Source organism: Ruegeria sp. B11 (genome assembly GCF_056539785.1).
Map to the genome: position 1 here is coordinate 992,716 of NZ_JBQFVO010000001.1, position 11,922 is coordinate 1,004,637.

10 protein-coding genes are annotated in these 11,922 nt (G+C 55.6%); 6 read left to right on the forward strand and 4 right to left on the reverse strand.

Annotated features, from left to right (window positions below):
- Positions 1 to 4: 4 nt before the first annotated feature.
- Positions 5 to 469, reverse strand: coding sequence for an NUDIX hydrolase (locus ACR0I1_RS05040; RefSeq protein ID WP_170396245.1), 465 nt, complete (start codon positions 467 to 469; stop codon positions 5 to 7).
- 224 nt (positions 470 to 693) lie between these two features.
- On the opposite strand from ACR0I1_RS05040, the gene ACR0I1_RS05045 reads away from it, so the two are divergent.
- From ACR0I1_RS05045 to ACR0I1_RS05070, 6 genes are read left to right on the forward strand one after another with little or no spacing between them, the layout of a single operon-like run.
- Positions 694 to 1,548 carry a DeoR/GlpR family DNA-binding transcription regulator gene (locus ACR0I1_RS05045; protein WP_170422365.1) on the forward strand — a complete coding sequence of 285 codons (855 nt, stop codon included), beginning with the start codon at positions 694 to 696 and terminating at the stop codon, positions 1,546 to 1,548.
- 13 nt (positions 1,549 to 1,561) lie between these two features.
- Positions 1,562 to 2,536, forward strand: coding sequence for a phosphate/phosphite/phosphonate ABC transporter substrate-binding protein (gene phnD, locus ACR0I1_RS05050; protein ID WP_170396240.1), 975 nt, complete (start codon positions 1,562 to 1,564; stop codon positions 2,534 to 2,536).
- Positions 2,537 to 2,594: 58 nt separating this feature from the next.
- Complete coding sequence (gene phnC, locus ACR0I1_RS05055) at positions 2,595 to 3,389, forward strand: phosphonate ABC transporter ATP-binding protein (RefSeq protein ID WP_480705245.1); 795 nt, start codon at positions 2,595 to 2,597, stop codon at positions 3,387 to 3,389.
- On the forward strand, positions 3,386 to 4,201 hold the full coding sequence (gene phnE / locus ACR0I1_RS05060; RefSeq protein WP_170403405.1) for a phosphonate ABC transporter, permease protein PhnE: 816 nt from the start codon (positions 3,386 to 3,388) through the stop codon (positions 4,199 to 4,201). The genes phnC and phnE (ACR0I1_RS05060) overlap by 4 nt, the downstream gene beginning before the upstream one ends.
- Positions 4,201 to 5,016, forward strand: a complete 816-nt coding sequence (gene phnE, locus ACR0I1_RS05065; protein ID WP_170396234.1) for a phosphonate ABC transporter, permease protein PhnE — start codon at positions 4,201 to 4,203, stop codon at positions 5,014 to 5,016. The genes phnE (ACR0I1_RS05060) and phnE (ACR0I1_RS05065) overlap by 1 nt, the downstream gene beginning before the upstream one ends.
- The gene (locus ACR0I1_RS05070) at positions 4,980 to 5,918 is read left to right on the forward strand and encodes an HAD-IIA family hydrolase (protein ID WP_480705247.1); all 939 of its coding nucleotides are present in this window, start codon (positions 4,980 to 4,982) and stop codon (positions 5,916 to 5,918) included. The genes phnE (ACR0I1_RS05065) and ACR0I1_RS05070 overlap by 37 nt, the downstream gene beginning before the upstream one ends.
- Positions 5,919 to 5,989: 71 nt before the next feature.
- Here ACR0I1_RS05070 and ACR0I1_RS05075 read toward each other — a convergent pair whose 3' ends face one another.
- The 3 genes from ACR0I1_RS05075 to ACR0I1_RS05085 all read right to left on the reverse strand — a co-directional run bounded on the left by ACR0I1_RS05075 (position 5,990) and on the right by ACR0I1_RS05085 (position 11,892).
- A complete protein-coding gene (locus ACR0I1_RS05075) occupies positions 5,990 to 10,408 on the reverse strand; it encodes a WD40 repeat domain-containing serine/threonine protein kinase (RefSeq protein ID WP_480705249.1) in 4,419 nt (1,472 codons plus the stop codon).
- A 15-nt stretch (positions 10,409 to 10,423) separates the two neighbouring features.
- Entirely contained in the window at positions 10,424 to 10,888 is a 465-nt protein-coding gene (locus ACR0I1_RS05080) for a hypothetical protein (protein WP_170396227.1), read from the reverse strand.
- 113 nt (positions 10,889 to 11,001) lie between these two features.
- Positions 11,002 to 11,892 carry an adenylate/guanylate cyclase domain-containing protein gene (locus ACR0I1_RS05085; RefSeq protein WP_170646452.1) on the reverse strand — a complete coding sequence of 297 codons (891 nt, stop codon included), beginning with the start codon at positions 11,890 to 11,892 and terminating at the stop codon, positions 11,002 to 11,004.
- Positions 11,893 to 11,922: the final 30 nt, after the last annotated feature.

Sequence of the window (11,922 nt, forward strand, 5' to 3'; positions counted from 1 at the left end):
TTCCTCATGCGGCCTTTCGCAATTTTTCGATAACAGCCAACGTCTCTTGATTATCTGACAGGCTCTTTAACAAACGCGCCAGTTCTTTCTCTTCGACAAGCTTTGCGGCCTTGGCAGGTGAGAACCAGTGGCGCTTGCGTTCGTCGCGTTCCTTCCAACGGCGTTTGAGCCGTTCCACAATCAACGGATAAAGCGTTACGCGGCAAGGCACGCTGCTTTTACCCTCGTATCGCTTGTCATAGTGAAAGCACCCGATCGATTTCTTGGAGATAAAGCCAACCGCTCCGGCCTCTTCCAAAGCTTCGATTTCAGCGGCATGCCAAGGCTTCTTACCATCCATCATCCAACCTTTGGGGATGACCCACCGCCCCCGGTCACGCGAAGTGACCATGAGAACCCGCAGCTTGTCGGACTTGTCCCATCGCACTGGAAGCGCACCGATCTGATCTGTGAATTCGGTCTTGCTCATGCGCGCGCTCTTGGCTCTGGCACTACGCAAAGGGCAATGGCAACACATACGTGCTGTTGAACAAGGTGGCTACATCCAGAACGCCGGTGCACTTCGATTGCTACGCCTCGAAATAGAAACAGTTCTTTGAAGTCTCACAATGAATCGTGGGCTTTGCAACAGAAATTGTTGCAAAACGACTGAAACGCCACAAAAGTGAGATTGAAACCGAGTCGGATTGCCAGATGCCCAAAGCGGAAACGCGCGATAAGAAAACCAACAAGGGCCAGAGTCGGTTCAAGAAATCCGACCGCCGCCGTGAGATATTGTTGGAATTGAAGCTTCGCCCGCACGTCCGGATCAGCGAATTGGCGCAGCGTTTCAATGTTTCGGCGGAAACGGTGCGCAGGGATTTTGATGCCCTAGCTGATGATGGGCTGATCTCGCGGGCGCATGGCGGTGCCTCTGCCCCGATACAAGGACGTTATCCAAGTCTGGATGAGCGCACCCACGCCCGCCTTGATGAGCGTGAAAAGATCGGCAAATGCGCAGCTGACCTGATTCAGGAAGGCGAGACGGTGATGATCGATTCCGGCTCAACCACGATCGAGATGGCCCGTATGTTGGCGTATCGGGGCATTCACTGCACGGCAATTACGAATTCGATACCGGTGGCCATGACCCTTGGTCACGCACCCGTTGAAGTCATTCTATGCCCAGGCGAATATCTGACCGCCGAGTCCGCCACGATCGGGACAGATACACTGGATTTCCTGTCTCGTTTCAACGTCGATCGCTGCATGATTGGCGCGTCCGGCCTGTCAGAAGAAGGGCCGTCAGAGACCGTGCGCGGTTTCGCAACCGTCAAACGGATGATGCTGGCACGCGCCGCGACGCGACATCTTCTGATCGGGTCCGAGAAATTCGACCGCAAAGGTTTGACCCGTGTGGGCGACCTTGACGGGCTGAATTCAATCGTAACTGATACCCAACCAACAGGGGATTTGCTTGGCGCGATCAACGACGCCGGGGTGAAGATTCTTGTCGCTGAGCAGTCCTTACAAAGAACGACAAACCGTGGACAGAAAAGCCACGCATGACTGGGAGGAAGAAATGAAATTTGATATCAAACTACTGATCGGAGCTTCCGCAATCGCGCTCTTGTCACTGTCGGGCACGGCTTCGGCGCAAGACTGCCCGCGCGGTGATCTGGATGCGCGGTTCTGTGATGCCGATGGCGATCTGATCGCGGATATCCCCGCTGATCCTGCCGATCAGATTGATCCTGATACTCTGATCTTTGCCTACACCCCGGTTGAAGACCCTGCCGTATACAAAACTGCTTGGTCAGACTTTCTTGATCATCTGAAAGCGGAAACTGGCAAAGACGTTGTTTTCTTTCCAGTTCAGAACAACGCGGCCCAGATTGAGGCCATGCGTTCGGGGCGTCTGCATATTGCGGGCTTCAATACCGGTTCAAACCCGTTGGCCGTGAACTGCGCCGGATTCAGGCCCTTCACGATCATGGCGTCGAAAGACGGAAACTTCGGATACGAGATGGAGATCATCACCTATCCCGGTTCAGGCATCGAAAAGGTTGAGGATATCAAGGGCAAGCAATTGGCCTTTACTTCTCCTACTTCGAACTCGGGCTTCAAAGCGCCCTCGGCGATCCTGAAAAGCGATTTTGATCTGCTTCCCGAACGCGATTTTGAGCCGGTTTATTCGGGCAAACACGACAACTCGATCCTGGGTGTCGCAAACAAGGACTATCTGGCTGCCTCGATCGCTAATTCGGTCAAATCGCGGATGATCTCGCGCGATGTTATCAACGAAGACGACGTCATCACGATCTACAAGTCGCAGACCTTCCCGACGACAGGCTTTGGAACCGTGTACAACCTGACGCCGGAGCTACAGGAGAAAATCCGCAATGCCTTCTTCAGCTTCGACTGGGAGGGAACGACGCTTGAGGCTGAGTTCTCGAAATCGAATGAAGGTCAGTTCCTTGAGATGACCTATCAGGAGTTCTGGGACGTCATCCGCAAGATCGACGCGGCCAACGGCGTTTCCTACGCCTGCCAGTAGTCGATACTACATCCAACGGGCCCTGCGGGGCCCGTTACCACCCGAACCGGGGGCATAAATGCTGCGGCTTCAAAAGCTTACAAAAACTTATAAAACCGGCGATCAGGCCCTGAAGGCGATCGATCTAGATGTGCCAAAGGGCCAGGTTCTGGCGCTGATCGGGCCTTCTGGTGCTGGCAAATCCACCATGATCCGCTGCATTAACCGTTTGGTTGAACCCACAAGTGGCGAGGTTCTGCTGGACGACATGGACCTGGTCAAACTCGGCTCGGGCGCGCTGCGGAAAGCACGTCGTGAAATGGGGATGATCTTTCAGGAATACGCACTGGTTGAACGCCTGACCGTCATGGAAAATGTACTGTCGGGACGGCTGGGATATGTTGGGTTTTGGCGGAGCTTCCTGCGACGTTACCCCCAGTCTGACGTGGATGAAGCATTCCGCCTGCTGGATCGCGTGGGTCTGTTGCATATGGCCGACAAACGCGCGGACGAACTGTCAGGTGGTCAGCGTCAGCGGGTTGGAATATGCCGGGCGCTAATCCAAAATCCCAAGCTTCTGCTGGTCGATGAACCGACCGCCTCACTGGACCCAAAAACCAGCCGTCAGATCATGCGCTTGATTACCGAGCTGTGTCAGGAACGCGGATTAGCCGCGATAATCAACATTCATGACGTGGCCCTTGCGCAAATGTTCGTACCGCGCGTCGTTGGCCTACGCTTTGGTGAAATCGTATTTGACGGCCTCCCCTCTGGGCTTACGCCTGACAAGTTGACCGAAATCTATGGCGAAGAAGACTGGGAAGCGACCATAGAGAAAGTTGAAGACGACGAAGAGATCGAGGCCGCGGAATGAGCCATCCCGAACTTGATGACCTGCTGGGCAAAGGCTGGCGGAAACCGGCCTTCGTCAAAAACGCCTTACTGCGCTGGACCTTGATCGTTGGATTCGTCGCCTATCTGATTGCGGCATTTATGACCATCGAGGTGGATTGGGGCCGGGTTTATGAAGGCTTGGATCGCGGTTGGGCTTTTGTCCTTGCTTTCACAAGCCCGGATTTCATATCGCGCTGGAGTGATATCTGGAGCGGTCTTCTTGAGAGCATCGTGATGACGGTTGCAGCGTCGGTGGTGGGCATCCTGATATCGATCCCGATCGGACTGGGCGCTGCACGCAATATTGCGCCTCTCCCGGTCTATGTGATCTGCCGAGGCATTGTTGCGATCAGCCGCGCCCTGCAAGAGATCATCGTCGCCATTCTTCTGGTTGCCATCTTTGGGTTCGGACCTTTGGCCGGCTTCCTGACACTGTCCTTCGCCACTATCGGTTTCCTGTCCAAGCTCTTGGCTGAAGACATCGAGGCCATGGACAAAGTGCAGGCCGAGGCGATCAAAGCCTCGGGCGCGCGATGGATGCAATGGATCAACTACGGCGTGCAGCCACAGGTCATGCCGCGACTGGTCGGGCTGTCGATGTACAGGATCGATATCAACTTTCGCGAAAGTGCAATTCTTGGGCTTGTGGGGGCCGGCGGCATTGGGGCAACGCTGAATACGGCGTTTGACCGCTATGAGTATGACACTGCGGCAGCCATTCTGATCCTGATCATCGGGATCGTCATGGCGCTCGAATACCTCTCGGGTATCATCCGCGCGAGGGTCCAGTAATGCCAGTGCTTGAACATGAAGGTACGCAAATCTGGCGCAGACGCACGACCGGTCAAAGCCTTGTGCGTTGGTTTTGCTGGCTGTTGGGTGTGGCGGTCTTTGTCTACTGCTGGCAGATCATCTCGGCCTCGACGACATGGTTCTTTGTGTGGGACGCACCCCGGATCGCGAACGATATCTGGACCCGCGCGACACCACCAAAGTGGGACTACATCACGCAGTTAGGCCGCCCGATCTGGGACACGCTGAACATCGCCACACTTGGTACGATCATTGCGCTGTTCCTTGCCGTACCGGTCGCCTTTCTGGCCGCCCGCAACACCACGCCATCGGCCGTGTTCATCCGCCCCATCGCGTTACTGATCATCGTCTCAACCCGCTCGATCAACTCGTTGATCTGGGCGCTTTTGTTAATCGCAATCATTGGACCCGGAGTATTCGCAGGTGTTATCGCCATAGCCATTCGTTCGATCGGCTTCTGCGCCAAGCTTCTCTATGAAGCCATCGAGGAAATTGATCACACCCAAGTCGAAGCCATCACCGCCACCGGCGCATCCCGCTGGCAGGTCATGGCATATGGTATCGTCCCGCAAATATTGCCCGCCTTTGCCGGGATCGCCGTATTCCGCTGGGACATCAATATTCGCGAGTCTACGGTTCTTGGCCTCGTAGGCGCAGGCGGCATCGGGCTGCAGTTGTCGGCGTCGCTGAACGTTCTGGCATGGCCGCAGGTCAGCCTTATCCTGATCGTCATTCTGATTGCCGTCATGATCAGCGAATGGGTGTCTGCCAAAGTACGAGGGGCAATTATTTGAGCCGCTTCACGACCCAAGAGGCTTTCGACGCCTACGAGGCCGTTCGGCATCGACTTCCGGCTGCTGAACCGGCTGTTCAATCCTATCAGCATGCGAACACTTTGATGGATATTGCTGAAGGCTTCGATGTATTCCTTCTGGATGCGTTCGGTGTCCTCAATATCGGCGAGACTGCGATTCCCGGTACAGCCGTGCGGATTGATCAGCTCAAAGCCATGGGTAAACGTGTTCTGGTCGTCTCGAATGCAGCTGGTCACCCTCATGCGGCGCTCGTCGAGAAATACGCCCGGCTGGGATATGATTTTGCGTCAGAGGATATCATCACAAGCCGCGCAACACTGCTGGCTGAGCTAGGCGGTCAACGCGCGCTGCATTGGGGTTTGATGGCAACACCCAGCACCGGCCTTCGCGACCTGGAAGATTTGAACCTGACTTATCTCGATGACGATCCCGAGCCCTATGACTCGGTTGAGGGGTTTCTGATGATCGGCTCAGCCGTCTGGTCCGAGGCACGTCAGGCCCATTTGGAAGCAGCCCTGCTAAAACGCCCGCGTCCGGTATTGGTTGGAAATCCGGACATAGTCGCACCACGCGAGCACGGATTTTCAAACGAACCCGGTCTGTTCGCGCACCGTCTTGCCGACCGAACCGGCGTTGTACCCGAATTCTTCGGCAAACCATTTGAGAATATTTTTGACTTGGCTTTCAAGCGACTTGGCCGGGTCGATAAAACTCGCGTGCTTATGGTTGGCGACAGCTTGCATACCGACATATTGGGGGCCCATGCTGCCGGAATCGCCTCGGCCTTGATTTCGGGGTACGGTTTTTTCGCAGGGCATGACGTCGTTGACGCAATCACACAGGCGCAAATCATGCCGGATTTCGTTGTGAACCGACCATAATCTGATCACGCCTGCTTAGTTCCGCTTCAAATCCAAGCGCCCGTCCGTGCTTTTCAATACTCGCCATGTGATCAATTCGCGAAGGCATCACAGGTCGTTGTTGGCTCATCGCTTCCCAAATACTGAACCCTGCGCCCTTCATCAAAGGTTGGACTGCCCAACGCACATGCGATCTCTAAGCTCAACCTGTCCCAAACCCGAACATCACCGGCTTCGCTGGTTGTCGCAAAAGAATGTCCGTCAGGTGCAAGCGCGATACGCCAGGTCGGGCCTGCATGAATCTTTTCGACAGGCATGAGCCGACGGTGCGTCGCGGTATCCCACCAATGCAGTTCCCCAGATCGGTCGATTGCCACCAAGGTTGCCTCATCCGCCAAAAAGGCAACATCTGTCGCCCCACCCTTATGGCCACCATAAGCGGCAAGCTCTTCGCCGGTTTCAACATCCCACACCTTGACCACCTCATCGCTGGAAGCAGTTGCAGCCTGTGTGCCATCACGACTGAAAGCAACACTCCAAAGCGTGTTGTCATCAGCTTCAATCACTCTGATCAACTGACCGTCGCCAATCGACCAAATATAGACCTTACCATCCACCGAGGCCGCTGCCAGCATGCTGCCATCTTCAGAGACGGCGACACGATTTGCCTGAATGTCAGCTGGCGCAAAGCTCTTGACCAAATCAGCCTCTGAGATATCGATTTGCAGCACTCCATCTCCTGTCGCCACAAAGACCTCGGGACCTGACCCCGGCATGATCGACCAGACGGGAGCCTGCCCCAGATCGAGTTGATTTTTCAGCCGCATGGCAGCCGTGTCCCAGATTTTCAAGCCGCCTTCGCGATCACCAGTCACCATGGTTTTGCCATCCAGCGAGAAAGAGATCGCCCACACCTGGCTTTCATGCCCCTTCAGCTGCATGGGTTTCATGGAAGCCTCCATCTTCCAGACCCAGATGTTCCCCTCACTGTCACCGATGGCTATAGACTTTGCATCCGGCGTATAAGCGATGCCCAGCGCCTTTGCCCCGTTCTGCAAAACAAGCGTGTCTTTGCTGCCGGGGTCGGTTCCAATCCGCCAGAGACGTACCTGCTGATCCCGGCCCAAAGTCGCCAGCAACGGGGCATTTTGGGCGACTTCAAGGTCCACAACCCTCTGACTGTGCGCTTGCACCACGTCGCCAACACGTTCCATGTTTGAATTTTCCAATCGCAGCGTTCCGTCTGCCCCTGCCCCTACCAGCAGATTGTCCGGCGCGGTAAATGCTGCTGCTACGATGTCGGTACTATCTGAAAAACGATCAACAATCGGAGAACCATCCGGAAAACCAATCGTCGTGACCTTCCCGTTCGTATGGGCTACCGCGAATGTTCTCCCGTCGCGGCTGAAGGACAGGTGATCGGGGTCAGGCCCCAGCGGACCGCCCGGTATCGGCGGAAATGCAGGCGTAGCCTTTGCGTCGACCCAGCCGAATATGCCACCATCGACATTTCCGGCAACAAGTCCTTCTGAAACGGGCGAAAACGCGACCTTTTTGAAGCCCAGCGGCATTTTCGCCAATGGCTCTCCAATTTGCATTCCATTGGAAACGTTCCAGAGGCGAACGGTCCCGTCACCGGTCGCCGACGCGATACGCTTGCCGGTGGAATCAAAGGCCACGCCAAATGCGACGTCATTGCCAGAAAACAGTGTCGTGATCGGGCCGTATCTGGCCGAACCAACATTCCAAAGGCGGACATCCCCATCCGTTGCCGCTGAAACCAGCAACTCTCCATCGGGAGAGAATGCAACATCCCTTATCCCGCCGGAATGCCCCACCAGTTCAGCAATAACCGCTCCGCCGGATTCAGCCCTATGAACCACGATGCGCCCATCACGCAATCCAACCGCAACACGCGTACCGGATGCATCAATAGCCATCGTCTGCGCGTCACCAACCGTAAACGGGCTGCCCAATGGGACAAGCCCACCCTCACCCAAATTTTGCCGAGCCATCAGCATCGCCGCCCGCGCTTCTGATGTCGAACCGGCAGTTTCGGCTCGGACAATCGCTTCGGCGCTGAGTGACAGGGCAAGCAAGGGATCTGTATCCGATAACCCGTTCGCCGCAGCGCCTAGCGCCCTTGCGAACCTTTCATTGGCTTCAGCTGTTGCGGCAACTGCCATCTGTCTGTTGCTTTCGGCAAGGTTGGACGCGCGGATAGCCAAGAAAGACGAAACCGTTGCGCCAATGGCCAGCAAGGCAAGGGCAGCAACGGCAACTTGATTGATACGTCGACGCCGACGCCGGCGCATCTTGGATGCAGCCTGCGCTTGGTCACGCGCGTCTCGTGCAGCGCCCAGAAATTCCCGCTCTAACGCACCGAGGATATTCTGGTTCTTCACCGACCATTCTTCAGCCGACAACAACCTTGTGCCGCGATAAAGTAAATCGGGCTCGCGATTTTCAACATCCCACTCTGCAGCATCATGCTGAATACGCTGACGCATGCGCAGATCATCGCGGCTTTCTTCGATCCATGAATTAAGTCGCGGCCATGTACGCAGCAGCGCCTCATGCGCAATCTGAACATTTTTGTCATCCAGCGTCAGCAACCGCGCATCTGTCAAAGCTTCAACGACCCGCCGCGTTGTGTCCGGGTCCGAGTCGCGCTCGATCTCATCGATCGGCAACAACCGCCGTGTGTCCGGTGTCCCCTCGCCGGGCGTAACCAGACGCAAGAATAGCCGCCGGGTTGCCTCTTGCTGAACTTTGTCAAAAACGTCTGTAAAAAGTGTCTCTGCTGTCTGGCTGATTGCCCCTGTGACACCACCGGACTGACGGTAGCCGTCCAGAGACATGACCGCACCTTTACGTCGGCTCCATGTTTCATACAGAGAATGCGCCACCAGCGGGAGCGAACCCGCTTCGCGCCCGGCCTCATCAACGATCGCATCAATAAGGGACCTGTCCATGTGCAAACCAGCTGCATGTGCCGGTTCGCTGATTGCGCGGCGCAGCTCGGGCCGTGTCATCGGCCCAACCAAAAACTGGTTTTCCGAGATTCGATCCGCAAGCCACGGTATCTCTGCACAGGATGCATAAAAGTCCGCACGGATTGTCAGCACGATACGAACACGGCTATCTGCGGGGTCTGTCATAGCTGACAAGGCTTCGATGAACTTGCTTCTGCGTTCATGTTTGACCAGCGTGAACAGTTCTTCGAACTGATCAATGCAGATCAACAACTCTCCTTCATTCGCGGTGGCCAAACGGCGCGCCGCACTCGGATAGGCGATGAAGTCGTTGAGCGAGACCTGAGCCGTAAGGTGAGAATTGTCGCCGATGAGTTGAAAGTACAAATCGGTCATTGGATCGCGCCCGGGGGTAAAAACACAAACGCGCCAGTTTTCGCTACCGGATATCGCGTTGGCAGCGATCGCTGGCAGCAGCCCTGCTCGCAGAACGGATGATTTACCACTGCCGGATGAGCCACCCAGAACCAATATCCGGCTCTGTTGAAGCCGGGTCACAAGTTCCTCAACAAGATCCTCGCGTCCAAAGAAATAGTCGGAATCCTCTGGCTGGAACGCGGCGAGCCCTTTGTAGGGGCATTCCACCCTACTTTCCGATATCTGCGTCACCGCTTCGGATGCGGCCTCTCGCCGGTCACGATCCAACGCCTCATTCATTGCACTGCGCCAGGACACCATATCCAGAAAACGCGCCTGCGGGTCCATTGCCATCCCGTGCTCAATGCAATCGCGCCACATTTCCGGCAGGCTGGAAAGATACTCGGTAACGCGATGGAATGGCGGCGGCGCCTTTCCCGTCAGGACATGCCACATCAGCGCGCTAGCCGAATAGATGTCGGTCATCGGCGTCACGGGTTGCCCGTGCTCAGCTTGTTCTGGCGCTTGGTAGAGCGGTGTCCCAGCCATCATGGTCGCGCCGGTCACACCGATCGCTAAATCCTTCGCAATACCGAGATCCGCCAGGAAAACCCTCTCGTCTAGGCCGACCAAAGCATCAGAAACCGTCGTGCTGTTATCGTCTTTGGACCGCTTCACTCGTTGCAGAAGGACATTTGCGGGTTTGACGTCCCGATGCACGACATTCGCGTCGTGAACCGCAGACAAGCCATCTGCCATTGCATCAATCAGTATTTCCACACCTTCGCGTTTGGCCAAAGCAGCGGGGCTTAGACGCTTTAGTCGGTCGGCCAATGTGCCGCGATCCGCGTAGTCCATGACAAAATAGGGCCGCCCGTCCTCCAAACGCCCAACGTCATGCACGGAGACAACGCGCGGAGATCGAATGCGCCGCAACAGACGGGCTTCTTCGAGAAAATGGGTGATGACTTTGTCATTTGTCGCAAGGTTGGCGTGCAGAATCTTGAGGGTTACCGGAACCTCCAACTCGTCATCCCGCGCAAGGACAACCGCCGCGAACCCACCGCTCGCGATTTCACGGTCAACAGCGTAACGGCCGATGAACGCGGGAAAAGTCATGATATTCTTGGCGCTTCAGAGATGCTCTTGCACATCCACGCAATGATACTTGGTCGCATCCAATATGTTGTGGTCCCTATCGGCAGCAGTAACGCACAGTGTCGTCCCTCCCTCTCGCGCCGATGTCGAGGCCGCCTCCTTCGTCACATAGCTTGGGTAGTCATCGTGCCGATGCCACCTGCCCTGAACGGCATTGAATTCGCTTTGGGCATTTCTGCCGACTTGCTCAACGGAATAGCTTTCGCCCCACCATGTATGGAAATGGTTCTTCGATACGTCCGGAGTGAAATTCGCGTCATAGTTTACAAGCAGTTCGTCGCCCTCTTTGGCGACCGATACGATCTGCACCTCACACCCATCCACAGGGCAGGCATTGGGCATCGCTGACTGGGCAGTTGCATCAGCACCAAACAAGAGTGTAGCTGCACCCAGGATCAGAGCGCCCTGACGAAGCTGGTTTCCTGAAGTATTCAATGACATCATTCCCTCCCAATCTTGGTTGAAATACGCAATTGGCGCCGATTCTAGCACAATCGCGAGTTTCTTTCTGAGACTTTCACCACAGAAGCCAGAATTCAGGCGTGCCACGTCGTTTATCGGCGGACGACCTCAAACTCTAATGGGCGCGCATCAGAGTGCAAAATTGATAGTGCAGGCGATATCAGCCCGCTATCGGCCAGCATTATGTTCTCGCGCTTAAGCTGGATTTCACGCGCATTCTCGAATTGTACGTAAGTTCCCGACGAACTGCGATCCGCCAGCATCAGCTTCCCGCCTTTCATGCTGAGTACCGCATGCAGTCGCGAAACCCACGGCTCAGGCAGGATGACATCGCATTGACTGGATCTGCCGATCGTTAGCTCCCCGCCTTCCCGACACCGCCAGGTATGATCGTCGTGATAAAGAATGAGCGCAAAGCTTTCATTCTGGTGCATGCCCTCAGATCCGCTGGCCGTCTGCGTCGGCAGATGCATCACGGTGCTTAACCCGTCCGTTGAGGCCACGATTGAATAGGCTTTGACCGGGTCACTCACACCTTTCAGGCGAAGCGATCCGATTGGGGTGAGCATCTGGAGACTCTCGGGGCTTAGATCCTTGGCGACGCTTTCGCTGACACAAGCTTCACCCGGATTGGCCGCGGCCGCCAAACGTGCGGTCAGATTTACTGTTTCGCCAAATATCCCATTATCGCCAATAACAACGGGACCTTGATGAACACCCGCGTGGACCGACAGTAATGTTCCGGGCGGTTTCTGAATCATCTCTACAACCGCGTTTACGGCGGCCTCGGGTTCCTTGAAATAGGACAAGACGTCATCGCCTTTCTGCCCCACAGGAACTCCGCCAAACCCAAGTAGAACCTCACGCAATCGATCGATTTCAAACTGAATCAACTGCTGCGCCTGATCGTCCCCCATTTCTTCGTAGAACGGAGTGCTGTCAGAAATGTCAGCAATTATGGTCGTGACGAGCTTGGTTTCCACGGTGCTACTCGCAATTTGCTTGTCCGGAAC